The organism is Pseudanabaena sp. FACHB-2040 (assembly GCF_014696715.1).
In the GTDB taxonomy this organism is placed as follows: Bacteria; Cyanobacteriota; Cyanobacteriia; order Phormidesmidales; family Phormidesmidaceae; genus JACVSF01.
The window spans coordinates 315,418-340,198 of sequence record NZ_JACJQO010000001.1; the positions used below are offsets into that span (position 1 = coordinate 315,418).

Below are 24,781 nucleotides of genomic sequence, written 5' to 3' on the forward strand. Positions count from 1 at the left end.
TGCCTCAAATTCTGTTCGAAATAGGGGTTTTTGCGCGGGTTCAGTTATCCGTCTTCCGCAAAGGAGTGCCCCATGAGCTATCGCATGGACCGCCGGGCTTACGCCGAGACTTATGGTCCGACCGTGGGCGATCGCATTCGCTTAGCCGACACTGAGCTAATTATCGAAGTTGAGCAAGACTACACCACCTACGGCGACGAGGTGAAATTTGGCGGCGGCAAGGTGATCCGCGACGGCATGGGCCAGTCTCCCATTACCCGCGACGACGGTGCGGTGGATCTGGTGATTACCAATGCCCTAATTCTGGATTGGTGGGGCATTGTCAAAGCCGATATTGGCATTAAAGACGGCAAGATTACCAAGATTGGCAAAGCGGGCAACCCCTATATCCAAGACAACGTAGACATCATCATTGGCCCCGGCACCGAAGCACTAGCTGGGGAGGGCATGATTGTCACAGCAGGCGGGATCGACTCACACATTCACTTTATTTGCCCGCAGCAAATTGAAACTGCGATCGCATCTGGCGTCACCACCATGATTGGCGGCGGCACTGGCCCAGCTACCGGCACCAACGCCACCACCTGCACCCCCGGAGCCTGGAATATCTGGCGCATGCTGCAGGCGGCTGAGGCTTTCCCCATGAACCTGGGCTTTTTGGGCAAAGGCAACAGCGCCCGCCCCGAAGGGCTGATCGAGCAGGTACGGGCCGGGGCAATGGGCCTCAAGCTGCACGAAGACTGGGGTACGACGCCCGCCACTATTGACACCTGCCTCACCGTCGCCGACGAGTTTGATGTGCAGATAGCCATTCACACCGACACTCTAAACGAAGCAGGCTTTGTAGAAGCCACCATTGCCGCCTTTAAGAACCGGGTGATTCACACCTACCACACCGAAGGCGCAGGCGGCGGCCACGCCCCCGATATCATCAAAGTCTGCGGCGAGGCCAATGTGCTGCCCTCTTCCACCAACCCCACTCGTCCCTACACCCGCAACACCCTAGACGAGCACCTAGACATGCTGATGGTCTGCCATCACCTCAGCCCCAGCATTCCCGAAGATATAGCCTTTGCCGAGTCTCGCATTCGCCGCGAAACCATTGCTGCCGAAGACATTCTGCACGATCTAGGAGCCTTCAGCATGATCGCTTCTGACTCTCAGGCTATGGGCCGGGTCGGTGAAGTAATCATCCGCACCTGGCAAACGGCTCACAAGATGAAGGTACAGCGGGGAGCCCTGGCTGAAGATAGCGATCGCAACGACAACTTCCGGGCCAAGCGCTACGTCGCCAAGTACACCATTAACCCCGCTATTACCCACGGCATTTCTGAACATGTAGGCTCTATCGAAGCGGGCAAGCTCGCCGACCTGTGCCTGTGGCGACCCGCTTTCTTCGGTGTTAAACCAGAGGTCGTATTAAAAGGCGGCGTGATCGCCTGGGCTCAAATGGGCGACCCTAACGCCAGCATTCCCACTCCCCAACCCGTTCACATGCGGCCCATGTTTGGCAGTTTTGGAGGTGCGATCGCAGCTACCTCCCTCACCTTCGTCTCTCAAGCTGCCCTAGAAGCAGGCATCCCCGAGCAAATAGGCTTAACCAAATCCGCCGTCGCCGTCGCCAACTGCCGCAACCTCAGCAAAGCTGACATGAAGCTCAACGATGCCACCCCCCACGTAGAAGTAGACCCCGAAACCTACGAAGTCCATGCCGACGGAGAATTGCTCACCTGCGAACCCGCCGACATCTTACCCATGGCCCAACGCTACTTCCTCTTTTGACGCCCTATCTCCCTCACCTCCCCCCATCTCCCTAATCTTCCTCCCGCGTCCTGTGTCTTCCCTAACCGAACCAATTTGTTAACGGACCTAGGTGATTTTCCAAAGTTCGGGCCGCGTCTATTACTATCAGCAATAGTCAACGATTGATTTCTTCATGGCCTCGCGCTCTTTTCCGCTGCCTAAGCGATCGCACCCCCTCTCGGGGCAATCTGCCCTGCTCTCATCGGATCTGCTGACTTACTATCGCAGTGTCAGCCATTCTCCTTTGACCGTGGTAGACGTAGAAACCACCGGCTCTGTCGCCTGCAAATCTCGCGTTATTGAAATTTCTGTGCTCCAGGGCAGCCTGGATGAGGGCATCCAGCACCAGGAAACCCACCTGATCAACGTTGGTGTGCGAGTTCCCCAAAACATTACCCAGATTACGGGCATTACCCCATCGATGCTGGTCAAAGCGCCCTATCCCGAAGAAGTCTGGCCAGAGCTGCTGCCCTACCTAGAGCAAGGCGTGCTCACCGCTCACAACGTGGATTTTGACTATGCTTTTATTCAGGCAGAGTACCGACAGCTAGAAATGTCGTACTCCCGCCCTGCCGAAAAGCTGTTTTGCACAGTGCTGCTGTCTCGACTGCTGCTGGCCGATTTGCCCTCACGCAGCCTGCCAGACCTGGTGCAGCACTTTGGCTTTGACGTGGGCCGCTCTCACAGAGCCGAAGCCGACACCCAGGCTTGCTGGCTGCTAGCTAACTACCTGCTCACCCTGATCCGTGAAGAGCCTGACGAGATTTTGCTGGCCCGCTTTGCCCAACAGTGGGTGCGCCTAAAAGATGCTGCCAAACTGCTGGGTCTGCCCAAGTCTCAGGTCAGAGATACGCTCAACGATCGCGGCGCAGAATGCCGCACTTCCCGGCGCAACAGCCGCTTTCTCTACCGTCGTGGTGATATCGAGAACTTGTATCAGGAACTCAATAGCCAGCAGTTCTCCCTGGAGGGCACAGTTTAGGGTTGCTGCAGAAGTGTCTTAAGGCGTCGCTCATACAAGCTGCTAAGGCCCAAATATAAGAGAGATTTGTAGCAGACTACCTGAATTACAGCCCCTATCACCGTTATTCCTCAAGGATCTTAACCAGATCGTCGAGCATGATATCAAAGGTGAAGGCAAGTCGACGAATTGCAGTTAGGCTTCAACTGGCTCTATTAAATCTTCAATGGATACGCCGAAGATCTCAGCTAACTTTCGCACTGACATCAAATTCACCATAACCATGCCGGATGAGTTTGCATAAGTTGCAACTGTACTGTAGGGAAGCCCTGCGCGAGAAGCGACTTCCTTGAGACTTCATCCTCGCTCTGTCGCCAACTCCTTAATCCGTAACCTGAACACGACTCATTCTATCTACTGATTACTCTTCAAGAATTTCAACCATATCGTCGATCATCACATCGAAGGTCAAGGCAAGCTTTCGGATTGCGGTGAAGTCCGTCATAGTCATTGATTCTCGCTGGGCATAGGTGGTGACGGTGCTGTAGGGAAGTCCTGATCGCTCGGCGACTTCTTTGAGGCTCCAGCCCCGCTCTGCCGCCATCTCCCGAATTTTCAGTCTAATTCGCCCCATTTAAGATTGACAGAAAACGCAATTGCGTTTTCAATGAGTTGAGAGAGTATAAATAGCCGCTCCGGGAGCCTGGAAAACTTCGGAGCGACTACGTCCTATATCCCTTAAGGGGAAGTGAACTTATGATACCAGTCTCACAGTTGCGGTGGCCAAAGACCGGCCCTTCAGAACCATCGCAGGCTGACCCTTCAACCTGCTTAAAAACTCAGAGTCCCGGCCAATCCCCCAAGCTTTATCCTGCCGTCTACAAAGATGCACTCTCGCCCTGGTGCATTGTGCGGCTTTTGCCCAATATGCAGCGAATCACCGTTGCTCGATTTCGGCGACGTAACGATGCCGATGCCCATGTTCGAGTTCTGCGACGGTTGATTCCTGAGGGAACCTATGTGATTTTGTTTGATGGTGCGATCGCAAGCCCTGCTCAGCCCTCCCAGCAGTGAAGCGTTATTCAGGGGTAATACTCCTAGCAAAAGAGTATTGCCCCTGGGTTGGAGCCTTGTTCATCAAGCGTTAGACAAGCGCTTGACCGCCTGCCCCGCTAACTGCCAATGCGTCTCTGTTAACAGAGCCGGAATCTTGCTGGCGTGGGGACTACGCTGCAAGCAAAGGCTCAAATCTAGTCTGTCTAGGCTCTCTGCCTGCTTGCCAGGAAACCAGTGGCCCCCACTGCCCAACAGATTGTAGCGAGCCCTGGCAAACTCCTCCATCTCAAAAGCTTTCAGCAAATTGTGCAGCCAGAGAATAATCGGGATATTGATATTGCCGGGGGTCTCTTCGGGGGTGGGCAGCCCCACCTTCCAGGTACGGAGCCAGTCACTGCCTAGGGCTTCTAAGGCGGCCCGCTCTAGCTGCTGCAGGATGGGCGGCAAAATTTCTGCAGCATTGTCCAGCAGGGGCAGGGTTTTTAGGTGCTCGTCAAAGTCACTAGGACGAGCCGCACCAATGCTGAGAGTGTGGATCTGAGGATGGCTCAGGCAAAACAAATTGTTGAAAACAATGGGGCTGAGCGGCGCGCACAGGTCTATCAGCTTCTGAGAAGGGTTGTAGAGGTGCCCCCCTTTGTCAGACGGACTGATTATAAATACGCCCATATCGTGCCGAGTAGCGGCTTCAATAGCGGGCCAGTTGTCTTGCAGAATGTAGTACCAGTGCAGATTGACGTAGTCGAACTGGTTCGACTCAATGGCCTTGACGATCACCCAGGTAGGCGCGTGGGTAGAAAAACCAATGTGCCCAATTCGGCCCTGCTTTTGAAATTCTTTGGCTATTTCCAGACAGCCGCCGGGGCGCAGGGTTTCCTCCAACAGCTCTGCCGTGTTGACCCCGTGAATGCCCAGCAGATCCACGTAGTCGAGCCGCAGATTCTTTAGGGACTGCTCTAAGGTCTGGCGAAACTCTTTGGGGTCAGCAGTGGGCGAAACTTTAGTCTGCACAATCAGCTGCTCTCTGGGCAGCGTTGGCAAAATTTTCCCCAGCTGCACCTCAGAAGTGCCATAGCCTCGGGCCGTCTCGATATGGTTGATGCCCACCTCTAGAGAGCGGCGAATAGTCGCCTCTAGGTTCTCCTGATTCTTCTTTGGGATCTGCCACTGGGGAATGTCTTTCCAGGAGTGCTGGTAGCGCATGCCTCCACAGGAAAAAACGGGTATCTGTAGCTCAGTGCGACCAAAGCGGCGGTATTGCATAGGGAAGGGTCAAAAAGGGCCGTATTTTGAGGCGCGAAAGTACGCTTTCTAAGGCATTGTAAAGGAACTCACTGCTAGGTGCTCTCCTTTGGCCCTGAGCCGGGTTAGAGACTGCAATGCCCTTGCCCCGGCCCCTCTTCTCCTGTTCCAATAGCGCGACTAGGGGTTGCGATCGCTCACAGATTGCGAACGCTAGCCTGCCCGTCTTTAACTTCGCCGACCAGTACTTCCGTGGCAACGCCTACAAAGAGGCCATTTTCCAGTACGCCAGGGATGTTGTTGATGGTCCTTTCCAGCTCCGCCGGGTTATCAATGCCGGAAAAAGTCACATCCAGCACCATATTGCCCTGGTCGGTGATAACAGGGCCATCCTTCTTGATGCCCATCCGCAGTTCCGGTTTTCCGCCCAAAGCTTCCAGTGCTTTGGTGACGGGGGTAACGGCCATCGGCAGCACTTCCACCGGCAGCGGAAATGTGCTGCCCAGTTTGTCAACCAGCTTGGAGCTATCCACTACCACAATGAACTCTTTAGCCAGCCCGTCTACGATTTTTTCACGGGTGTGGGCCGCGCCGCCACCCTTGATCAGGTTGAACTGAGAATCGACCTCATCAGCCCCGTCAATCGCTAGCGCAATCTCATCTGCCTCGTCTAGCGTCGTCAGGGGAATACCGTGCTGCTTAGCCAACACAGAGGCTTGAAAAGAGGTGGGAATGCCCTTGATATTGCTTAGTTCGCCTGACTTTAGCCGCTCTCCGATAAACTGAATGGCAAAAGCCGTAGTCGAACCGGTGCCCAACCCAATAACCGTATTGGACTGCACACGGGCAGCCGCCGCACGGCCCACTTCCTGCTTCATCAGCTTGACCGGATCTAGTTCGCTCATCAGCCCATTTCCTCTCTAAGTCTCTCGATCTCCGGTTTCTAGCATGACCCAAAGTGGTACCCCTGGAAAGGGTTGCTAGATTAAGGGAGAGGGTTCGATAAGTTTGACCAAGGCTAATCCTTGCTTCACTCCCCTATTTAGGGGGGCAGGGGAGATTGAGGCTCAGATCTCAGCAGACAAGAACCCTCCATAGAACCCTTTTAACTACGCTATGCCGCAAACTTCAGACATCACGATTCCCCGATTGGGCCATCAGCGGGTTTGGTACTGGCGGGGCTGGCGCATTCGCTACAGCTTCTTGCTGCCCGAAGACCGGGCCGCTCAGGGCAAAACGCCGCTGCTGCTGCTGCACGGATTTGGCGCTAACCTCAACCAGTGGCGCGACAATCTCTATCCTCTCAGCCAGCACCGTCCGGTTTACGCACTTGATTTCTTAGGCTTTGGCGCTTCGGAAAAGGCGGCTGCACCCTACGGTACGGGGCTCTGGTCGGCTCAGGTGTTTGAGTTTTGGCAGACTTTCATTGGCAGGCCCGTGATTTTAATGGGGCATTCCCTGGGGGCGCTGGTGGCGTTGACGAGTGCGATCGCATATCCCAACATGGTTGAGCGTGTGGTTATGCTTACCCTGCCTGCTGCCCGTCAGGAGCTAGTTTCTGGCTGGGTCGATACGCTGTCGCGCCAGGTTGAGAGCATCTTTTCCACGCCGCTGTTGATGCGGCCGCTGTTTTGGTTTGTGCGCCGCCCCAAATTTCTCAAGAAGGTGCTCCAGTCGATCTACTTAGACCCGGCCCGCGTCGATGACGAGCTGATCTCCCACTTTGCCCTACCCCCCACAGAACGAGGGTCGGCGCGGACGCTGTGCTACTTAGTGCGATCGCGCACCGCTGCTGATTTTAGTCCCAGCACCCAAGATCTAGTCACAGCCCTGGCAGTCCCAGCCCTGCTGATCTGGGGTGAAAGAGACCGAGTGGTGTCTCCTGCCTGGGCCGAGAAGCTGTCCCCGCTCAACCCTCTGTTGACTTATAGAGCCATTGCCGATGCGGGGCACTGCGTCTTTGATGAGCAGCCCGAAGCGGTCAATCGACTGGTGTTGGAGTGGGCTACAGGGGCCTAAACCCAGGGACTAAAACAAAGTGGCTGTACTGTTATTCTGGCCCGTTCGCTGCCGGGGCTGCTTGCAGGCGGTCCGCCGCATGCGCCACCGCCGAATTGCCGCTGCCTCGCGCTGAGTAGGGGTGAGATAGCCGTCTAGGGGCACAATCGGGGTTTCCCCATAGGGAGAGTCAGCCACCGGGGTCTGGGTGTTCATACAGTCCGACAGCACATCCAGGTAGGGCTCTAGGGCCAGCGCTCGCTCCAGTTCCTCTACTGTCTGATAGCGCTGGTCAAGGGCGGGCTGCACCATCTTCCGCAACACCTTAGCAAAGTGGGGGCTAAGAGTCACTGTGTGCTCCCAGCGCACTTCGCAGGTGCGAGTATCAACATCAAACTCAAAGGGCACCTTGGCCGTCAGCAGATACAGACAGGTCATGCCCAGCGCATAGATATCGCTAGCGTAGATGGGTCGTAGGGTCTGCTGCTCCGGCGGCGCGAAGCCAGGGGTGCCCACGAACTGAGTTACTGGAGACTGGAAAGAGCCCTCTTCACCCTCCGAAAGCAGCTCTCGCACCGCCCCAAAGTCAATCAGCACCAGGCGGTTGTCTTCTTGACAGCGAATGATGTTGGGGGGCTTGATATCTCGGTGGATAATCCGGTGTCGGTGAATAAATTTGAGCACCGGCAAAATTTCCCGCAAGAAATGCTTAACCTGGTTTTCGCTTTGCCGACCAGAGCGGCGCACCTCCTGGGCCAGCGTTTCGCCCTGCACAAATTCTTGAACTAGATAAAAGTCTTCTTTAGCAGTGAAGTAGTCTAGCAGCTGAGGGATTTGGGAGTGCCCCCCCAATTTGGCTAAAATTCGGGCTTCTCGGACAAACCGCACCCTAGCCCGAGCCAAAGACATTTCGTTGCGAGTCTTGGGGCAAAGCTGCTTGATCACGCACAGAGGGCTGCCCGGCAGAGAAGCATCTTGGGCCAAGAAGGTGACGCCAAAGCCGCCTCGTCCTAGTACCCGCAGGATCCGGTAGCGCTCGCGAAAGAGCTGCCCCGTGCGGCAGTACGAGCGGATTTCTGCTTGGGCTGCTCGTTCATCCCGAAAGTCTGCAAGGTTGGCGGGCGAATCGTACATGGGACGGCGGCGGGTAGGAGATGAGCTGATCGATGCACCCCTCAAACATAGCCGAGGGTTGGGCAACTTCGGTAGGGCAAACTGCCCAGGAAATCACCCAGCTTTCCTGGCACTATAGCACTGAATGGGTTGGTCGTTTGTAGGGCGAGAACAGCAGGGCGTAGCGGCACTAGACAGGGCTATACAGGCGGCAGCCAAAAGCGAAACTCGCTGCCCTGTCCTGGTTGGCTCTCGACCTCGATCTGCCCCCCCTGGATCTCGACTAAGCGGCGACAGATGGTCAGGCCGACGCCCGTACCGCCGGAGGTGCGATCGCGCGATCGATCGGCCCGCCAAAACCGCTCAAAGACATAGGGTAGATCCTCTGCTGCGATACCAACCCCAGTGTCTCTAACAGCCACCCACATTTTGCCAGGCTCACTATAGGCTGACACTGTTATAGTGCCCTGTTCGGTATAGCGAAAAGCATTTCCCAGCAAATTTACCAAAATTTGTTCAACCCGTTCAGGGTCTGCCTTGACAGCTGGGAGCGCAGCCGGGCAGATAAGCTCAAATTTAAGCGGATCATCCTCCGTCAGCTGGTCAGAAAAGCGCTGTACTAGGTTCTCCAGCAGCGGTCCTAAATGCACCGGCTGAAGCTGCACCGGCAGATACCCTGCCTCTAGCCTGGAAAGCTCCTGCAGGTCGTTGACTAAGCGCTGCAAACGGCTCATTTCGTGGGCTAGCCGCTGATAGAGATCGGCAGAGGGGGCTACCGTCTCGTCGGCCAGCCCTTCCAGATAGCCCTTAACAATGGTCAGGGGCGTTCGCAGTTCGTGAGTGAGATCGCCCACCAGTTCTCGGCGGCGCTGCTCTACATCCTCCAAGTCAGCAGCCATGCGGTTAAAGCTCAAAGCCAGTCGCTGAATCTCTGGAATATCTGAATCGGGCACCCTTTCTGAAAACTGCCCGGAGGCAAACTGGCGGGTGACCTCTTCCATTTGATCTAAAGGCCGAATAATCCGCCGCGAAACCCAGTAGCTCAGCCCTCCGGCCGCGCTGCCCCCCAGCAGCACCGACCAGATCATGCCGCGCGTCCAGGCCAGCTCAAAGCCTCTAATCAGCTGGGTTTTGACCTGGCGCACGCTGAAGCTGTAGGTTTCAATCCGCTCTAGCGTTACCACAAAGATGCGGGGAGAGTAGAAACGGCCAACGCCCGCCAGGGTCACTATGCCAACCCCCATTACGACCAAGTGAGACAAGAAAAGGCGGCTACGCAGGCTGAGCTTGGACATAACACCAGAAAATAGGGTTGGGATTGACCGCAACGCTTTAGGTCAAACAATGGAATTGCCCAACCAAAACAGTTCAGGCAGGGGTACTTTGCAAATCAGGTTTTTCCTCTGGCAAAATTGCCCCCTCTACCGGGCATACCTGCAGGCAAATGCCGCAGTCAATGCAGGTCGAGAAATCTATCCAGTACCAGTCGGTTCCTTTGACGTTTTTGCCGGGACCTTCATGGATGCAGGCAACTGGGCAAGCATCAACACAATCGGCAACGCCCTCACAGACGTTGGTGACAATGGTATGAGACACGATAACTCCTTAGTTCAAACAACTGCGTTGGGGGAAATCTTGAAGATAAGAAAAAGTTTCCCCTACTAAGCTAGTTTAAGGATTCAATTTCCGGCAATCCGTCGGCCTCGATCCAGGCGATGCGGCTAATTCGTCGCAGCCGGGCCACTGCTCGAATCTGCTCAGGGTCACTGGCGGTATCGAGGTGGACTTCGACCCGCACCAGGCTAGCCGATGCTCGAATCTTTTGAGCGTAGGTGAAGGCGGCAGCGACAGCTTGGGCGGTGGTGGGCACAATCAGCCACTCGCTAGGGGCCGTCTCTTCAGGCAGCTGTCCGCCCGCTAGCAGCACCTGGTGCAGCGCCTCTAGACTCCACATAAAGCCAATACCGGGATAGCCCTGGCCCTGGGGATGGAAGACGCTGAGCAGATTGTCGTAGCGGCCTCCCCGCCCTAGCACCTGGAAACCCGTGCTGGTGCGGCTGACCACTTCAAACACAACCCCCGTGTAATAGTCAAAGGTTTGAATCAGGCTCAGATCCAGGGTCAAAGCAGGCAGGGTCGAAGTGGCTTGCCCTGGAGCTTGGGTCACCTCACGCAGCAGGGCAATGAGAGACTTGAGCCGGTTCACGGTTTCTTGCTGCTCCAGCGTCAGGCCTAGACTAGAGACGCTCTGCAGCACGTCCTCTGGCTTGCCGCGCAGATCCATTAGCCGCAAGGCGCGCTGCTGTAGATCTGGAGGTAGAGGCAGCGATTCTAGGGTAATTCGATCTAGGTGTGCGATCGCAGCTCTAACCTGCTCCCGCACCTCATCTGGAAAAGGCGAAAGCAGCGACTGAGTTAGCCCCGCATCCCCCAAGATCAAATGCCAGTCTGATAGATTCAGTGCGGTCAGAGAATCAGCCAGCAGCAGCAAGATCTCCGCATCGGCCAGGTCTCCCCTAGCTCCCAACAGCTCAACGCCACACTGGTAAAACTCCTGCTGCCCACCCTGGCTGCCCTTATCGGCCCGCCGAAACACGTTGGCATTGTAGTAAAGCCGCTGTGGATAGGTCACCCGCGCCAGTCGGGTCACAGCTGTCCGAGCAATCGAGGCAGTCAGTTCAGGTCGCAGCCCTAGCCGTTCCTCCGAGCCAGGCTGCAGCTCAATCACCGTAGTCTGATCAATAGCCCCTCCAGCCATGAGCGTATCCATACGCTCCACGGTAGAAGTCATAATTCGGTGATAACCCCACCGTTGAAAGACCTGCTCTAGCCGCTCCTCAATCCAGTATTTCTGAGCGACATCTAGAGGCAGTAAATCCTTTGTCCCCACCGGAGGTTGATAAACCATTACTTCTTCTTCCCACCAAACAAACCAAACAGCCCGCCGCGAGGCTTATCTCCCGAGTCGCCACTGCCAGTCCCATCGCGAGGCGCAGTCTTTTCCAGATGCTTCTGAATCCGCTGAGCAACTTCGTCACCCGCGTTGATCTCCAGCGCCCGAGTCGCATGAACACGAGCCATCGTAGACTGCCCTGCCTTCAAATACACGTTGGCCAGCCGACTATGACAGACGGCACTGTTAGGATACGCTCGCAGCGCTTCTCGCAGCTCAATAATAGCCTTGGGATAGTCCTTTTTTTGCTCTAGCTCTCGAGCTCGATTGAGGTAGCCCTCTAAAATAGTCTCGCGATAGCGGCGCGGAGCACTAGTCGCTGGGGCACTTGCAGCAGGCGCACTCTGAGCTGTATCTGCTGCAGGTTGGGCAGGCGCACTCTGGGCTGCAACAGCAGGGGCTCCGGCCTTGCGTGTGACATAGACCAAATTTAACTCACTAATCTGCCCGGTAATGGCTAAAACCTCGTCCAAATCTTCATACTGTTTTTCAGCTAGTGCTTTGACTGCTGTGGTGTAGGCATAGTCAATATTGTTGCTGAGCATCAAGGCTCTAGCAGTTTCTAGCGACAGCTCAATCGTTTCTGCCTGCTGCATCAGCTGCTGCCCCCTCAGGCGCAAGACGACCGCGTGTTCGGTTGCAGCTTTTTCCTGGCTCAACGTTTCGTAGGCTGGGTTGACCAGTTTAGAGAGCAGTTCACTGGCCTGCTGCTTCTCGTCTTCAGAAGCAGCCAACAGACTGTCTGGATGCAGGCGGCGGGCAATTTTTAGGTACCGCTTGCGGGCTTCCTTAGGATCAGCGTCAATGGGAATGCCCAATATCGCATGATGATCTGCAAACTCTAGTCTGAATAATCCCTGGTCGATGTTCATGCCGGGTCACCCATTGCCGCAACCGTATAATCCCTATACCCTACAGGCCATATCTCAGTTTAGCCAGTCCTGGAACTTCCAAAAGTCATTCTTTCAGAACCAAATTCTACTCTCATCTATCTAGCCGGACTGAACTTTCAAAATTCAAGCATCCAACTGCCGGTACTTGCCCCCGTTTCAGACCTCCGGTACATTATCCAGCCGCTTTGGGGGCAAATTGAGGCAGAGGCTGAATTTTCCCCAAAGTGTCTCGCATAATCCCATGAATGCACCCGTTGGTAGCCAAAATTCGCCCTGACCAAATATCGAAAGGGGTGCCGTCGTAAGCGCTCACTGAGCCTCCCGCCTCCTCGACCAACACAACGCCTGCTGCCATATCCCACGGAGACAACCCCCGCTCCCAATAACCATCCAGGCGACCACAGGCGATATAAGCCAAATCTACGGAAGCTGAGCCGCCCCGCCGCACCCCCTGGGTCAGGTGAGTGAAATGGCAAAACTCAGCATAGTTATTGTCCAGAGTTTCTCGACGATCATAGGCAAACCCTGTTACCAGCAAACTATCTGCCAGCGCTGCGGTAGTCGAAACTCGAATCGGCCTGCGGTTTAGAGTTGCCCCCAATCCCGCTGCTGCCCGGAACAGATCCTGATGCACTGGGTTATAAACTACGCCCAGACTGGGCTTGCCCTCGATCAGTAGCCCTATAGACACAGCAAAAAAGGGGTACTGGTGGGCGTAGTTAGTGGTGCCATCTAGTGGGTCAATGGCCCACAGACAAGGACTAGAGATATCGCCTGCCTGCCCTGACTCCTCTGCCAAAATAGCGTGACTGGCAGGCAGGTGCCGCTTTAAAACGCTTAAAATAGCCGCCTCAGCGGCTTTGTCGGCCTCCGTAACTAGATCGCCAGGCCGGCCTTTTTCCTCGATCTGGGTTAGCTTGCCCCAAAACTGCTCTAGCACTGCCCCACCTGCCAGGGCCGCCTCTGTCGCGATTTCCAAAAATTGCTGTAGCTCAGATGGGGACATCAAACTCATACATCCTGCATTGTGTACGGGCCTACCCAGAGAATTTAGTCATCTTCTAAGGGCAGGCCAAAACGGACTTTCCCCTTGCCAAAATACCGCCCGAACTGAAGTTCGTAAACCTCGTCCTCATCCTGAGTTTCGACCTCCAGGTCGGAGCGGGGGTAGCTGACACACAGCAGCGCGTAGCCCTGTTCTCGTAGGTCAGGAGAAAGACCCATCGCCTCTGGCTGAACCAGGCTGCCAGACTTAACCCGCACAGCACAGGCTGTGCAGGCTCCGTTGCGGCAAGAAAAGGGCAGATCGGCCCCCTGATTTTCGGCAGTCTGGAGAATGTAGCGGTCCTCAGGCACTTCGACGGTGTAAAACTGGCCTGTTTGTCGGTGGTAAATACGAATGGTATAAGTACGAGTCATAGCGGGCGCAGGCATTGCCTTCATCAAAAATAGCCAATAGAGAGAGGTGCCCCAACCATGATCTCACGAAAAATTATTGAATTTGCGTCAGAGGTTTATTAGGGGCAGAATCTCTGCTAGGATATCAATTCGGTGAGGTTAATAGCCTCTACCGCACCCTATGGAGAGATGGCCGAGCGGTTGAAGGCGCAGCACTGGAAATGCTGTTTAGGGGTGACTCTAACGAGGGTTCGAATCCCTCTCTCTCCGTCCAGACAATGGCTGCTTAAAAGCCAAATATCCCAAGCTCCAGTGGATAGCTAGATCTGCCTGGAGGAGAGCTTGGACATTGTCGCACCTCTCAACTCTTGGTAGAGGCAGAAACCAACCAATTCCCTGACGCTAGAAGTAGAAGCGCTCAGTCCTGTTAGCACAGCAGGACTGGTTTCTAAAATTTCAACTTCGTAGTTTTCCCAAGTCAGGAGATTTAAGTAATGAGTTCTTACACGCCAGTCAGTTGTGACCTTCAAGATCAGCTAGAGTCACTTGCGACCCTCCGACAGCCCTGTAAGCTTGTCTACCGGGATGAGGCTGGAGAGCAGCATGAGGCAGAAGATCTTATTGTCGACATTTATGCGGCCAACAAAGCGGACTATCTAAAGCTGCAAAACGGGACTGAAATCCGCCTAGACCGGATCGAATCGCTCAATGGTGACTCGGCCAATGGCGGCTCAGCAGCTTAGCGGCTCTAACTGCTGATCGCTTTTGCTTTTCTCCGTCGAGTTTGCCGCTCGTGGGCTAAGCGCTCAAAGCTGAGGGAAACCACGCCCAGGGTTACTAAAATGACGCCTACCCACTGGATAAACTCCAGCGCTGATTTTTCGCCGGGGGTGATCACGTAGGCCAGAATCGCCGTAATTACCGGACCACTGGAGGAGATGATAGAGGCCTGGGCGGCTCCCATCAGCTTGACCCCATAGTTATTGCAGAGATAGCCTAGCAGCGTCAGCGATCCTAGCAGTAGCCCCCCTAAGTAAAGACCGCCAGGGCTGCTGGGTTGAGCTGGTTGGAGACCGAAGAAAGACCCCAGAATCAGAATTAGGCTAGTCAGCACAAAGATGGTGGAAAACTGCAGCAGACTCACCGGGACGGGATGCAGCCGCTGGTAGCTAAGCTGCATAGAAATTAGAAACAGTGCAAAGGCGGCACTAGACAGCAGTGCTGCCCCAACTCCCCAGATAGAAACACCCCCGCCTACCAGATCCAGATCTATTCGGGGTAGCGCTGTAAAGACAATTCCCATTGTGATGGCCAGCATTACCACTAGCCGCAGCGGCGTTGGCCGATCGCCAAACAGAAACCAGGTCAGAGGTACGGTGATAAGGGGATACATAAACAGCAGTGTCACCGCAACGCCGGGGCCAATATCTGAAATGGCCTTATAGATCAGCACCTGAGACATGAATAAAAAGCCGCCACTGGCAACTACCTGGGCCAGGGGGCGGCGGTTTTGCCCTGTGATCAGGATGCGAATCTCCTGCCAAACATTGGGGTAGAGAAAGTTGGCAACCAACGCCATCAGCGGCAGTACCACGACCATCCGCAGCCACAACAGCATCAGAGAGTTGGGAATGTTGAGCGGGAAAATGCCCGCAATTGGAATTTGGCCAAAAATCTGACCGCCATAACCAATGACGCCGACAATGACGTTGTGAATCGAGAGGGCCAGGGTAGAGCAAATGATGAACAGCAGCCCCTGCTGTAGAACGCTGAGTTGCCTCAATGGGCCTGGCGCTGTTCCCCCAGCGGCCGCAGGAGAACCTAATCGACTGGGCAGCGAGCCTGTATTGGGCGGAGTAGAGCGGGTCAAGGGCTGGCGTGGGCCTGGGTAATGGCCGTTGGTTACACCACCAGGGCTAAAGCCGTTGACCGTGGCTGCACCACCAGGATAGGGCTGAACTAAATAAGGTAGAGGCCGCCCGGATGAGGGCAACTCTACGCCACTGTAGTCGTTTTGCCGAGGCGACGTTGGCGCAGGAACAAGCTGAGTTTGAAGCTGTTGGCTCAGCCGATTTACTAGGGCGTCGAGAATGGCCTCTCCCTGCTGCTCCAGGCTGTGCATACGGCTGACCTGCTGGGATAAAGAGCTCTGGTAGCTGTTGAGGTCTTGCTGGAGGGATTGGAGCGTGCTGTGGAGGGTGGTATCTAGGGAGGCCAGCAGGCGATCGGTGTGGGGCAGAGTCGGGCTGCCGTTGAAGTCCGCTGAGCCGCTGAGTGAGGCGCTAAGGCTCTCAGAGAGCCGCGCCTGCAGGTGGGTTGCTAGCGCCTGAGCCAGCCGTTTGGCCCAGAGCTGCTGCTGCATGATCTGCTGCTGCGAGAGGGCCGAGTCGTGGTTGGCCTGCAGGGACTGATATCGCGATCGCAACGTTTCGTAGTCGCCCTCTAGTGCTTCGATATCGTCCATCAGCCGCTGCTTCCGCCTCTGGAGTTGCTCAATGTCTTGCGACAGTTGGGCCGACAGCGTCTGATGCAGCGTTTGTAAGTCCTGCGTCAGATTTTGCAGGATAATTTCGGCTGCTTGGGTGCCCTGAGGGCTATTTTGATTGGGTAGGTTGTCACGCTGGCCCATGCGTCTCTGCCCCTAACTGTAGTGACTCTCTATTGCTTGAGCGTCGAGAGCACTCCTATTCTGCTCAATAAACCATGAAAGATCTCAAATAGTAATTTATTTTCTGTTTCGAAGCGAACTGACTTTCTGAGTTAAGGTGAAATTCTGTAGGTGAAACCAACGGGTTGACCTGGGTTCTGAAGACTAAACTGCTGGGAATGGTAGGGAACACAGCCACTGAAGCAACTGCCTTTGCTGCCTGAATTTCTCAAAGCTCGTCTATCTAGACGAATTGTCGCCTGGATCTTCCTCAGCATTGTGGTAATTGAGGCGGTGATTCTGGTGCCTTCGGTCTACCGCCGAGAGCGCGAGCTGCTGGGCTACCTGAGGGCGCTATCGGCAGCTCAGGCAGAGGGTATTTTAGGCACGCAAGAACTGGCGCAGATAGGCCATCAGGAACTGCTGGTATACCTCCAAAAAATTCAGCAAAATCCAGTTGTTTTAGGCGGCACGCTCTATCGCCAAGACAGCAGCCCAATCGGCAGCTTTGGTCAGGCACCCCAGCTGACGGCCCAGCAAATCCAATCTGGCAGGCAAGACCGCTACTGGCGCAGGCAAGACCGCTACGATGCTCTGTGGTCTATGTCTCCGCTAGAAGGGCGCTATATTCTGATTATTCGCCACGACACGACCCAGGTGCGGCAGGAGTTCTTTGCCTTTATTGGCCGGGTCGTATCTTTGGTCTTGGTTATCGCCATCTTTGTCACTATTGTCACGATGCTAGGGCTTAAGCGCCTGCTGATTCAGCCAGTGCTGCAGCTGCGACAAGACCTGCTTAAGGCCGGAGCCGCCATCCACGATGACGCTGATATTGGGGCGCTGGAGTTTGCCTCTAGGGCTAGCCTGAGACAGGATGAATTGGGCGATGTGGTTACGGCATTTGATCAGATGTTTGGTCAAATCACAGATGCGATCGCAACTCGTAAGGCCAGCGAAGCCCGCTTTCGCATGTTAGTGTCCCAAGCAGCCGATGCCTTTTTTGTACTTGATGCCGCCGGACAGCTAACGGACATCAACCAGCAAGCCTGTGACAGCCTCGGCTATAGCCGAGAGGAGCTGCTCTCATTGACGATATTTGACATTGAACCAACCCTCACTCAAGCAACCTTTGAGCAGTTGTGGACGACGCTCAAACCAGGGCTTTACCTAGAGCGGCAAGGACAGCACCGCCGCCAAGACGGCACCCACTTTCCAGTAGAGGTTCGCCTAGGAATGGTGGAGTTGGGCAATCAGCCGATGATTTTGGCCCTGGCCCGAGATATTACCCAGCGGAAAAAGGCAGAGGCAGCCATGGCCCGACTAGCCGAAATTGGCGAACTGGCTGCAATGACCGTGCACGAGGTGCGCAACCCCCTCACCACTGTATTGCTGGGGCTAAGGTCATTTCAAAGCCTGGACTTGCCGGAGCGATCTCGGCAGCGGCTAAGCCTGGCACTAGAGGAAGCCGACCGATTACAGCGGCTCTTGAGCGAAATTCTGCTGTATGCCCGTCAGCAGACCCTTGACCTCGTTGAACTGGAGCTTAACGGCTGGATTAGCGATCTAGCGCCCAGCATTCAAGCTTTGCCAATCGCCGAGAAACGTATTTTGCAAGGAGTTCCGGCTACCGAACCAATTTATGTTCAGGCAGACCGCAATAAGCTGAAGCAGGTGCTGATCAATCTTTTGACCAACGCCTGCGAGGCTGTCTCTGCTGGCGATACCATTACCTGGCAGGTAGAAAAGACCCCCCACCATCAGGCCCTGATCCGAGTAAGAAATGGTGGTGAACCCATCCCCGAGTCGGTTTTGCCTAAGCTGACTCAGCCCTTTTTTACCACCAAGCCCTCCGGCAACGGCCTGGGGCTAGCCATCACTCGGCGCATTGTAGAAGCCCATCAGGGCAGTCTCACCATTGAATCGAGCAGAGGGGGAACGGTGGTGACGGTTAGCCTACCGGCCCTAGTGAAGTCGACGTAGCCTGTGTTTTATAGAGCTTTTTTAATAGAGGACACAGGGGGAGTTAGCCCAAACAAAACTTCCCCGAACTATTTTGGCATTCGAGGAGATCTTGTTTAAGCCAGGATTCTGTTTGTCAGCCAACTGCCCTAAAAGGCATCTAGGTCTAGCGCCCGCGAACCGCCCTGCTCCAGCATCAGCAAAATCTTGCCCAGCTGCGACCAGATCAGTAACCCAATCAGTAGGGTCATGGGAGCGCCCATCGCGTAAGCGACCTTGCCAGAAAACCCAAAGCCCTGAATTCCAGAGGCCAAGAACATACAGATCCCAATACAGATACCGAGGTAGGGAAGCTGTAGCTGAGGCCCGCGAAGGTTAGCCAAAATGCGGGTAGAGCGGTTTTCGTTCCAAGCTTTGACTGACTGCTGTAGGGTGTTGCTGAAGGCATAGCCGGAGGTGAGCGCAACAAACAGACCTGCAAGCAAAAGGACGTATGGCGGTTGTGGATACACTGGAATCCCTCTATGTAACAAACAATGAACCCGTGCCCAATTATATAAGGAAAGGCTGGGCTATCGAGGTTCTGCCTGAAAGGCGCTGCGCAGATCGGCCACGACAGGGACAACGGCAGCAGCTCGGTCAATAGAGTAGTCAGCCAGGGCTCCCCAGGCGACGCCCAGCAGCCGGGTAGGAGAAATGTCGTCTTTAACCAGCGCCCAGAGCCGCTGCACCTCCTCGGTGTGGAGCCGGTTATCTTCGGTCAGGGCCAGCAAGATTTCGCGCCGCAGGTAGTCGCCCTCCTCAGAAAGTAGATAACGCAGCCCCAACCCAGCAGTCGGCAGCAGGTCAAAGCTGCGATCGCTCCTAGCAATGGCAATCATGTTCTCCAACCGAGCCCACTGGAACTGCCCGTCTTTAAACAACACCTCCAGCAGCCGTCGCCTTAGGGAAGGGCTTTCTCCCATCAGCAGCCGCTTTGAGACATAGGGATAGGCAATGTCTAGGATCTTAAAGTCAGGATTCAGGCTTAGAGCCAGACCTTCCTGCGTTACCAGAGAGCGAATGATGAGGGCAAACTTGGCCGGTACACGGAAGGGGTAGTCATACATCAGCTCTGAGAACTGATCTGTGACCGTCTTAAAGTTAAACTCGCTAACTTTTGCCCCCAAAGCATCGCCTAGCACTTTATCTAGCGCTGGAATAATGCTGGCAAGATGGGAGTCTGGGGTCAAAAAGCCGAGCCCAACAAAGTCAGCAGCTAGCAGCTCATAGTCCTTGTTGATCAGATGAACCAGCGAATCAACCAGGGTTTCTTTGGTCTCTTGGCTGAGCTGGTCCATCATGCCAAAATCGATGTAGGCCATGCGCCCATCGGGCATCGCGAACAGGTTGCCGGGGTGAGGGTCGGCATGGAAAAAGCCAAACTCCAGCAGCTGCCGCAGCCCAGAGGTCACGCCGATCTCAATCAGCTCGTCGGAGTTTAACCCAGCCTGCTTGATCCGCTCGGTATCCGTCAGCTTAAAGCCGTTGATCCACTCTAGAGTCAGTACCCGCTGGGTGCTGTAGCGCCAGTAAATCTCAGGCACTTTAACGTGAGGGTCGTCCCGGAAGTTGGTGGCAAAGCGCTCGGCGTTACGGCCTTCATTGAGGTAGTCAATCTCCTCAAATAGCTTGATGCCAAACTCATCCACAATCAGGGTGAGGTCGTGGCCCAAGTTGAGCGGCAAAAACCAGCCCAGCCAACCCGCCGCCCAGCGCATCAAAAAGAGATCTCGGCAGATAGTCGGCAGCAGATTGGGCCGCTGCACTTTGACTGCTACTTCTTCACCGCTAAACAGGCGGGCTTTGTAGACCTGACCTAGGCTAGCGGCAGCAACGGGGTCAACGGAAAAAGTGCTGTAGATCTCTTCCGGCGTTTGCCCCAGCTCTTGCTCAATGATGGCTCTGGCAATCTGATTGGGAAAGGGTGGCAGCTGATCTTGAAGCTTGGTCAGTTCGTTTAAAAAGTCTTTTCTGATCAGATCAGGCCGGGTGGACAGGGCCTGACCCACCTTAATAAAAGTTGGACCGAGACGAGTTAGCGTTTGCCGCAGGTGGGTGGCTCGGACGTGCTTGTTAGCCTCTTCCTGACCCAGCCAGTGGTCAAACTGCATCGCCAAAACAAACCCACCCATCCACCAAAGAATCTGGAGAGCCCGCCAGACCACTTCCCAAGGTCGGGAGCGGAAATAGCGGACAATGGTGGTGGCACTGTACTGGCGTAGCGGAAATTCTTGAGGGCCTTTCACGGAGAACTCTACTGCTCCTGCTGAGACTAAAAACGTGTGACATGAACCCACTGGCCCATATGTCTACAACAGGTGTCTACAACAGGCAACGAGCTTCTGCCCCATGAACCCGTGGGATGACTGGCTCCACTTTAGATCTTTAGGAAGATCGTCAGTGAACATAGCTCCTTAAACATAGTATAGATAACTACAAATATCTTTGCGGCAAACAGGGCAAATTGTGACCATTCATTACAAATTTGCCCCATTGAGATAAATCAATGAACCGCCTGTACCAAGGCTTCTTTGAGGCTATAGACCACTTTGGCCTGCTGGTCGAGGGACAGTTCTGGAAACATCGGCAGTGACAAAACCTGGCGAGCAGCTTGCTCAGATACCGGCAAGCTGCCTGGCTGGTAGCCTAGGTGGGCATAGACAGGCTGCTGGTGCAAGGGCAGCGGGTAGTACACCATTGGCAGCACACCCTGGGTCTGCATGTGTTGGCGAATGCGATCGCGCACCGCACCATCGGCTGCAGCCGCCTCTAGCCGGATGGTGTATTGGTTCCAGACGGGAGTGCCTCCGGCAATGGTCTGGGGTGTAATCACACCAGGAATCGGGGCCAGTAACCGCTCATACTCCTCAGCAACGGCTGTCCGACGAGCATTCCACTCATCTAGGTAGCGCAGCTTAATCTGTAGAATTGCGGCCTGCAGCACGTCTAGGCGGCTGTTAATGCCAACAGTCTCGTGATAATAGCGAACCCGACTGCCGTGTTCTCGAATAACTCGGGCTGACTCTGCGATCGCAGGGTCATTAGTTGTCAGGGCACCGCCATCGCCGCAGCCGCCCAGGTTTTTGGTGGGAAAAAAGCTAAAGGCCCCTACATGGCCAATGCTACCTACCTGCTGCTCACCCCAGCGAGCCCCAGTAGACTGGGCGCAGTCTTCAATCACGGCAATTTGGTAACGCTCGGCCACCGCCATAACCGCCGCCATATCGATGGGCTGGCCAAACAGGTGCACCGGCATGATGGCGCGGGTCTTTTCAGTAATGGCCTGTTCCAGCTTGTGCACATCTAGGTTAAAAGTGCTGAGGTCAATATCCACAAAAACCGGGGTGGCTCCGGCAGCACTGATCATCTCAGCGGTGGCAATGAAGGTAAAAGGCGAGGTAATGACCTCATCTCCAGGGCCAATATTGAGCGCCCGCAGAGCTAGGTAGAGGGCATCGGTGCCAGAGTTGCAAACCACACACTCTGATGTGCCTACATACGCCCCAAACGCATTAGCAAAGGTTTCGACCAGCGGGCCATTGATGTATTGCCCCGATGCCAGCACCTGCATAACCGCAGCACCGACCTCATCTTGAATCGACTGAAATTGCTGAGTTAAATCAATGGGTGGAATTGCACTCACTCGTCACACTCACTCGTAATTAAGACAACAAAGCCGGTGCATGAAAGCTCTGACTCCCACAATCTGAAAGAGCGCAGGCAGAAACTTCACTGTGCCCAAAATCGCCTGCTACCATCATCTCCTAAGTTAATAGAATGATGAAGTCCTAGGGGCCACGCCCCTTTTTCCTTTAGGCAAAATTTATCTGTGGATGGCCTGATTCAACTCGATTTTACCCGGCTGCTCTGGGCTGTCGGCTTGATGGCTGTGGCGATTGGCCTGTCTAGCTGGCAGCAGTTGGGCTTGGGCTGGAGCTTAGCGATCGCAACCCTACGAACCATTGTGCAGTTAGTAGCGGTGGGCTATTTCCTGGCCATTGTGTTTGCCTGGCGCAACCCGCTAGCGGTATTAGCGGTCATTTTAGTCATGCTGACTATTGCGGCGGTGGTGGCCCGCAACCGGATTAGCAAGAAACTGTCGCGGCTGCTGCCCCTGATCTGGGCCTCTCTACTGGCTAGTACGGCTCTCACTCTGGCCTACACGAGCCTGCTGGTGATTCGCCCTGAGACTTGGTACGAGCCGCGCTACCTAGTGCCGTTGGCCGGCATTATTTTAGGCAATGCCATGAATGCCGCCTCGATTGCCGGTGATCGACTGCACAGCACAATGCAGAATAGCCGAGTCGAAATCGAAACCCATCTCAGCCTGGGGGCCACTCCCAAGCAGGCCATTGCCAACTACCGCCGGGAAGCCGTTAAAGCCGGACTCATTCCCACCCTCAACGCCATGATGGTAGTGGGCATTGTCACGCTTCCTGGCATTATTACTGGGCAGCTGCTCAGCGGCGTCAACCCCCTAGATGCTGCCCTCTATCAGATGCTGATTATGTTCATTTTGGCTTTCTCCACGCTGCTCACAGCCATTCTGGTGACCTACGGGCTAAGTCGCCAGTGTTTTAATTCAGCAGCCCAGCTGGTGCTGCCCTAATGCTGTCTCAGCCTGCCGAGCTATCTTCTTGGAGAGTCGTTCCCGGCATCGTGGTGCCGGGGCATCAGGTTGCGTCTGGGCGAGCCACCCACAGCCCCTACCCTAGGGGTACTATTGAAATGCAGATGCCCCACTTTCAGGCCCGAGGACTGGATCTTGGGCCGGTTTTTCTGGGCACGCTGAACGTCTCCATTGCGCCGCTGGTGCCCAAGCTGGTGCAGCCAGAGATTACCCTAGCTCAGGTCAAGTGGTCGCCTCACCATCCGGCTGAAACCTTTTCTTTCTGCCGCTGTCAGGTAGAATTTGGGCAGCAGCTCTACCCTGGCTGGATTTACTACCCTCACCCAGAAACTAAACCGGCCCATTTTCAGGCTCCCTCTACTCTGGAAGTGCTGGCTCCCGCCATTGCTGGGCTGGCCTACGGTGCCCCGCTCCAGCTGGCGCTCAATCCTCAGGCGGTTCACATAGCCCATTCAATTCCTTAACCTGACTCATCCAATTCTGTAATAGGCTGTCTGTTCCGTAATAGGCTGTCTGTTCCGTACAATAGGCGACATCGTCTGAGGTGTGTGCTGTGCCCCCCGTTTCCCAGACCTATGACCCAGTACACCGACAGTGGATGCAGCGCTGCTTGGAGCTGGCCCAGCAGGCCGCTGGGCAAACTGCGCCCAACCCTATGGTGGGTTCAGTCATTGTGCAGGCAGGGCAGCCAGTGGGAGAAGGCTTTCATCCGGGGGCAGGTCACCCCCATGCAGAAGTGTTTGCGATTCAGGCAGCAGGCGATCGCACGCTAGGCAGCACCCTCTACGTCAACCTAGAACCCTGCAACCACTTTGGCCGTACCCCGCCCTGCACCGAAACGGTAATTCAGGCAGGCATTCATCAGGTCGTCGTGGGTATGATCGACCCCGACTCTAGAGTGGCGGGCAGCGGCGTACAGCGGCTGCGCGAGGCCGGAATTGAGGTGATTGTCGGGGTTGAAGAAGCAGCCTGCCAAAAGCTCAATGAAGCGTTTGTGCATCGGGTCACCCAGCACGCTCCCCTAGGCATTCTTAAATATGCCATGACCCTAGACGGCAAAATTGCCACCACTACTGGGCACAGCACCTGGGTCACGGGGCCAGAGGCCAGAGCTACCGTGCACCGACTACGGTCGACCTGTGATGCGGTAATTGTCGGCGGCAACACCGTCCGGCGAGACAACCCCCACTTAACAACCCACGGCCAAAGCACCCACACGCCACTGCGTGTAGTCATGAGCCGCGCCTTAAACCTGCCCACCACCGCCCACCTGTGGCAGACCGAGCAGGCCCCGACCTTAGTCTTTACCAGCGAGAAGGCCAGCCCCCAACAGCAAGATGCGCTGACGCATCAGGGTGTAGAAGTTTTGGTTTTACCTGACCTAAAACCTCGCGCCGTAATGGCTGAGCTTTACCAGCGGGGCTGTGCGGCAGTGCTGTGGGAATGTGGTGGAACCCTAGCGGCCCATGCGATCGCAGATCGCAGCGTACAGAAAGTTTGGGCTTTCATTGCCCCTAAGATCATTGGGGGCGTGCTAGCTCCGTCTCCTGTCGGCAATCTCCACCTTCATGAAATGACCGACGCCATTGCCCTACAGCACCTGAAGTGGCGAGCCGTTGGCCCCGATCTATTAGTAGAGGGCTATCTCAACTGGCCCGAACCCGATTACACCTCCTGATAGGGGTGAATCCAGGACCCTTTGGCCTGGTAGGTCTGCAGCTCTCGACTGCGCATAAAGGCATCGAGCGCCTGACGCAAATCATCCTTTCCCCGGAAGCTGTCCAGCCGCTGAAAAGCTTCCCCGTTCTCAAAAAACAGGAGCGTCGGTAAGGTTGTCAGGCGAAACTGGTTGGCTAGGCGCAAGTTTTCATCGGCGTTGATGTCGACTAGAAGAATATGACCTTCCCACTCACTCTGAAAATGATTCAGAAGCGGGGCAATCATCTTGCAGAGACCACACCAGGGAGCCCAAAAGTGCACCAAAACGGGCACCGACGAGTCCAGGACTTCCCTCTTAAAAGTCTGTTCATTAACGGAGAGCGACATAAGTCTTTAAAATCTGTGTTTTAGTAAAACCCTTTGGGGA

24 protein-coding genes, 1 tRNA gene and 1 pseudogene are annotated in these 24,781 nt (G+C 55.2%); 10 read left to right on the forward strand and 16 right to left on the reverse strand.

Translation table 11 applies throughout. The features are described 5' to 3' along the window. Nucleotides 1–72 precede the first annotated feature (72 nt). On the forward strand, nt 73–1,782 hold the full coding sequence (gene ureC, locus H6G13_RS01375; RefSeq protein ID WP_190481367.1) for an urease subunit alpha: 1,710 nt from the start codon (nt 73–75) through the stop codon (nt 1,780–1,782). 154 nt (nt 1,783–1,936) lie between these two features. Further along, complete coding sequence (locus H6G13_RS01380) at nt 1,937–2,785, forward strand: 3'-5' exonuclease (protein WP_190481368.1); 849 nt, start codon at nt 1,937–1,939, stop codon at nt 2,783–2,785. Nucleotides 2,786–2,959: 174 nt separating this feature from the next. Here H6G13_RS01380 and H6G13_RS29335 read toward each other — a convergent pair. Together H6G13_RS29335 and H6G13_RS01385 are read right to left on the reverse strand one after the other, a co-directional pair. Continuing rightward, nucleotides 2,960–3,109 (reverse strand): annotated as a pseudogene (locus H6G13_RS29335) (helix-turn-helix transcriptional regulator); the annotation flags it as partial. Nucleotides 3,110–3,185: 76 nt separating this feature from the next. Next, on the reverse strand, nt 3,186–3,398 hold the full coding sequence (locus tag H6G13_RS01385) for a helix-turn-helix transcriptional regulator (RefSeq protein WP_190481369.1): 213 nt from the start codon (nt 3,396–3,398) through the stop codon (nt 3,186–3,188). Between the two features lie 122 nt (nt 3,399–3,520). On the opposite strand from H6G13_RS01385, the gene H6G13_RS01390 reads away from it, so the two are divergent. Continuing rightward, nucleotides 3,521–3,838 carry a hypothetical protein gene (locus H6G13_RS01390; protein ID WP_190481457.1) on the forward strand — a complete coding sequence of 106 codons (318 nt, stop codon included), beginning with the start codon at nt 3,521–3,523 and terminating at the stop codon, nt 3,836–3,838. Between the two features lie 63 nt (nt 3,839–3,901). Here the strand turns inward: H6G13_RS01390 and H6G13_RS01395 are convergent, their stop codons facing one another. Further along, the gene (locus H6G13_RS01395; protein ID WP_190481370.1) at nt 3,902–5,083 is read right to left on the reverse strand and encodes an aldo/keto reductase; all 1,182 of its coding nucleotides are present in this window, start codon (nt 5,081–5,083) and stop codon (nt 3,902–3,904) included. A 176-nt stretch (nt 5,084–5,259) separates the two neighbouring features. Further along, nucleotides 5,260–5,967 carry a ribose-5-phosphate isomerase RpiA gene (gene rpiA / locus H6G13_RS01400; RefSeq protein WP_190481371.1) on the reverse strand — a complete coding sequence of 236 codons (708 nt, stop codon included), beginning with the start codon at nt 5,965–5,967 and terminating at the stop codon, nt 5,260–5,262. A gap of 211 nt (nt 5,968–6,178) precedes the next feature. Between rpiA and H6G13_RS01405 the strand changes: the two genes are divergently transcribed. After that, nucleotides 6,179–7,081, forward strand: coding sequence for an alpha/beta fold hydrolase (locus H6G13_RS01405; RefSeq protein WP_190481372.1), 903 nt, complete (start codon nt 6,179–6,181; stop codon nt 7,079–7,081). A 9-nt stretch (nt 7,082–7,090) separates the two neighbouring features. Here the strand turns inward: H6G13_RS01405 and H6G13_RS01410 are convergent, their stop codons facing one another. The 7 genes from H6G13_RS01410 to H6G13_RS01440 form a co-directional block, all read right to left on the reverse strand. Continuing rightward, nucleotides 7,091–8,194 carry a serine/threonine-protein kinase gene (locus H6G13_RS01410; RefSeq protein WP_190481373.1) on the reverse strand — a complete coding sequence of 368 codons (1,104 nt, stop codon included), beginning with the start codon at nt 8,192–8,194 and terminating at the stop codon, nt 7,091–7,093. Between the two features lie 179 nt (nt 8,195–8,373). Beyond that, the gene (locus tag H6G13_RS01415) at nt 8,374–9,468 is read right to left on the reverse strand and encodes a HAMP domain-containing sensor histidine kinase (protein WP_190481374.1); all 1,095 of its coding nucleotides are present in this window, start codon (nt 9,466–9,468) and stop codon (nt 8,374–8,376) included. Nucleotides 9,469–9,541: 73 nt separating this feature from the next. Continuing rightward, the gene (locus H6G13_RS01420) at nt 9,542–9,769 is read right to left on the reverse strand and encodes a 4Fe-4S dicluster domain-containing protein (protein WP_190481375.1); all 228 of its coding nucleotides are present in this window, start codon (nt 9,767–9,769) and stop codon (nt 9,542–9,544) included. A 70-nt stretch (nt 9,770–9,839) separates the two neighbouring features. Beyond that, nucleotides 9,840–11,081, reverse strand: coding sequence for an ATP phosphoribosyltransferase regulatory subunit (locus tag H6G13_RS01425; protein ID WP_190481376.1), 1,242 nt, complete (start codon nt 11,079–11,081; stop codon nt 9,840–9,842). Continuing rightward, nucleotides 11,081–11,998: a J domain-containing protein gene (locus tag H6G13_RS01430; RefSeq protein ID WP_190481377.1), complete on the reverse strand. Its 918-nt coding sequence runs from the start codon at nt 11,996–11,998 to the stop codon at nt 11,081–11,083. The genes H6G13_RS01425 and H6G13_RS01430 overlap by 1 nt, the downstream gene beginning before the upstream one ends. A gap of 193 nt (nt 11,999–12,191) precedes the next feature. Next, nucleotides 12,192–13,025, reverse strand: coding sequence for an inositol monophosphatase family protein (locus H6G13_RS01435; protein WP_190481449.1), 834 nt, complete (start codon nt 13,023–13,025; stop codon nt 12,192–12,194). 44 nt (nt 13,026–13,069) lie between these two features. Continuing rightward, the gene (locus H6G13_RS01440) at nt 13,070–13,438 is read right to left on the reverse strand and encodes a 2Fe-2S iron-sulfur cluster-binding protein (RefSeq protein ID WP_190481378.1); all 369 of its coding nucleotides are present in this window, start codon (nt 13,436–13,438) and stop codon (nt 13,070–13,072) included. Nucleotides 13,439–13,600: 162 nt separating this feature from the next. Here H6G13_RS01440 and H6G13_RS01445 point away from each other — a divergent pair. Together H6G13_RS01445 and H6G13_RS01450 are read left to right on the forward strand one after the other, a co-directional pair. Further along, a tRNA-Ser gene (locus H6G13_RS01445) sits at nt 13,601–13,687 on the forward strand. 224 nt (nt 13,688–13,911) lie between these two features. Next, nucleotides 13,912–14,160, forward strand: a complete 249-nt coding sequence (locus H6G13_RS01450) for a hypothetical protein (RefSeq protein ID WP_190481379.1) — start codon at nt 13,912–13,914, stop codon at nt 14,158–14,160. A 5-nt stretch (nt 14,161–14,165) separates the two neighbouring features. Here the strand turns inward: H6G13_RS01450 and H6G13_RS01455 are convergent, their stop codons facing one another. Beyond that, entirely contained in the window at nt 14,166–16,046 is a 1,881-nt protein-coding gene (locus tag H6G13_RS01455) for an EamA family transporter (RefSeq protein WP_190481380.1), read from the reverse strand. A 231-nt stretch (nt 16,047–16,277) separates the two neighbouring features. On the opposite strand from H6G13_RS01455, the gene H6G13_RS01460 reads away from it, so the two are divergent. Continuing rightward, nucleotides 16,278–18,044, forward strand: coding sequence for a PAS domain S-box protein (locus H6G13_RS01460; protein WP_242028057.1), 1,767 nt, complete (start codon nt 16,278–16,280; stop codon nt 18,042–18,044). Between the two features lie 128 nt (nt 18,045–18,172). Here H6G13_RS01460 and H6G13_RS01465 read toward each other — a convergent pair whose 3' ends face one another. The 3 genes from H6G13_RS01465 to H6G13_RS01475 form a co-directional block, all read right to left on the reverse strand. Next, on the reverse strand, nt 18,173–18,541 hold the full coding sequence (locus H6G13_RS01465) for a hypothetical protein (RefSeq protein WP_190481451.1): 369 nt from the start codon (nt 18,539–18,541) through the stop codon (nt 18,173–18,175). A 54-nt stretch (nt 18,542–18,595) separates the two neighbouring features. Beyond that, on the reverse strand, nt 18,596–20,311 hold the full coding sequence (locus H6G13_RS01470) for an AarF/ABC1/UbiB kinase family protein (protein ID WP_347277418.1): 1,716 nt from the start codon (nt 20,309–20,311) through the stop codon (nt 18,596–18,598). Nucleotides 20,312–20,568: 257 nt separating this feature from the next. Next, nucleotides 20,569–21,708 (reverse strand): aminotransferase class I/II-fold pyridoxal phosphate-dependent enzyme, encoded by a 1,140-nt coding sequence (locus H6G13_RS01475; RefSeq protein WP_190481381.1) that lies wholly within the window; start codon nt 21,706–21,708, stop codon nt 20,569–20,571. 186 nt (nt 21,709–21,894) lie between these two features. Here H6G13_RS01475 and fetB point away from each other — a divergent pair, with 186 nt between their 5' ends. The 3 genes from fetB to ribD all read left to right on the forward strand — a co-directional run bounded on the left by fetB (nt 21,895) and on the right by ribD (nt 24,373). Further along, nucleotides 21,895–22,674 (forward strand): iron export ABC transporter permease subunit FetB, encoded by a 780-nt coding sequence (fetB, locus tag H6G13_RS01480; RefSeq protein ID WP_190481382.1) that lies wholly within the window; start codon nt 21,895–21,897, stop codon nt 22,672–22,674. Beyond that, a complete protein-coding gene (locus H6G13_RS01485; RefSeq protein ID WP_190481383.1) occupies nt 22,674–23,159 on the forward strand; it encodes a hypothetical protein in 486 nt (161 codons plus the stop codon). Before fetB ends, H6G13_RS01485 begins: the two co-directional genes overlap by 1 nt. 134 nt (nt 23,160–23,293) lie before the next feature. Beyond that, the gene (ribD, locus tag H6G13_RS01490) at nt 23,294–24,373 is read left to right on the forward strand and encodes a bifunctional diaminohydroxyphosphoribosylaminopyrimidine deaminase/5-amino-6-(5-phosphoribosylamino)uracil reductase RibD (RefSeq protein ID WP_190481453.1); all 1,080 of its coding nucleotides are present in this window, start codon (nt 23,294–23,296) and stop codon (nt 24,371–24,373) included. Here the strand turns inward: ribD and H6G13_RS01495 are convergent. Continuing rightward, nucleotides 24,361–24,741 carry a thioredoxin domain-containing protein gene (locus tag H6G13_RS01495; RefSeq protein WP_190481384.1) on the reverse strand — a complete coding sequence of 127 codons (381 nt, stop codon included), beginning with the start codon at nt 24,739–24,741 and terminating at the stop codon, nt 24,361–24,363. The two genes, ribD and H6G13_RS01495, sit on opposite strands and share 13 nt — an antisense overlap. Nucleotides 24,742–24,781 lie beyond the last annotated feature (40 nt).

Excerpts from the sequence above, each read along its gene's own strand:
- ureC (WP_190481367.1), top strand. The coding sequence starts at position 73 with ATGAGCTATCGCATGGACCGCCGGGCTTACGCCGAGACTTATGGTCCG.
- H6G13_RS01380 (WP_190481368.1), top strand. The coding sequence starts at position 1,937 with ATGGCCTCGCGCTCTTTTCCGCTGCCTAAGCGATCGCACCCCCTCTCG.
- H6G13_RS01385 (WP_190481369.1), bottom strand. The coding sequence starts at position 3,398 with ATGGGGCGAATTAGACTGAAAATTCGGGAGATGGCGGCAGAGCGGGGC.
- H6G13_RS01390 (WP_190481457.1), top strand. The coding sequence starts at position 3,521 with ATGATACCAGTCTCACAGTTGCGGTGGCCAAAGACCGGCCCTTCAGAA.
- H6G13_RS01395 (WP_190481370.1), bottom strand. The coding sequence starts at position 5,083 with ATGCAATACCGCCGCTTTGGTCGCACTGAGCTACAGATACCCGTTTTT.
- rpiA (WP_190481371.1), bottom strand. The coding sequence starts at position 5,967 with ATGAGCGAACTAGATCCGGTCAAGCTGATGAAGCAGGAAGTGGGCCGT.
- H6G13_RS01405 (WP_190481372.1), top strand. The coding sequence starts at position 6,179 with ATGCCGCAAACTTCAGACATCACGATTCCCCGATTGGGCCATCAGCGG.
- H6G13_RS01410 (WP_190481373.1), bottom strand. The coding sequence starts at position 8,194 with ATGTACGATTCGCCCGCCAACCTTGCAGACTTTCGGGATGAACGAGCA.
- H6G13_RS01415 (WP_190481374.1), bottom strand. The coding sequence starts at position 9,468 with ATGTCCAAGCTCAGCCTGCGTAGCCGCCTTTTCTTGTCTCACTTGGTC.
- H6G13_RS01425 (WP_190481376.1), bottom strand. The coding sequence starts at position 11,081 with ATGGTTTATCAACCTCCGGTGGGGACAAAGGATTTACTGCCTCTAGAT.
- H6G13_RS01430 (WP_190481377.1), bottom strand. The coding sequence starts at position 11,998 with ATGAACATCGACCAGGGATTATTCAGACTAGAGTTTGCAGATCATCAT.
- H6G13_RS01435 (WP_190481449.1), bottom strand. The coding sequence starts at position 13,025 with ATGTCCCCATCTGAGCTACAGCAATTTTTGGAAATCGCGACAGAGGCG.
- H6G13_RS01440 (WP_190481378.1), bottom strand. The coding sequence starts at position 13,438 with ATGACTCGTACTTATACCATTCGTATTTACCACCGACAAACAGGCCAG.
- H6G13_RS01450 (WP_190481379.1), top strand. The coding sequence starts at position 13,912 with ATGAGTTCTTACACGCCAGTCAGTTGTGACCTTCAAGATCAGCTAGAG.
- H6G13_RS01455 (WP_190481380.1), bottom strand. The coding sequence starts at position 16,046 with ATGGGCCAGCGTGACAACCTACCCAATCAAAATAGCCCTCAGGGCACC.
- H6G13_RS01485 (WP_190481383.1), top strand. The coding sequence starts at position 22,674 with ATGCTGTCTCAGCCTGCCGAGCTATCTTCTTGGAGAGTCGTTCCCGGC.
- ribD (WP_190481453.1), top strand. The coding sequence starts at position 23,294 with ATGCAGCGCTGCTTGGAGCTGGCCCAGCAGGCCGCTGGGCAAACTGCG.
- H6G13_RS01495 (WP_190481384.1), bottom strand. The coding sequence starts at position 24,741 with ATGTCGCTCTCCGTTAATGAACAGACTTTTAAGAGGGAAGTCCTGGAC.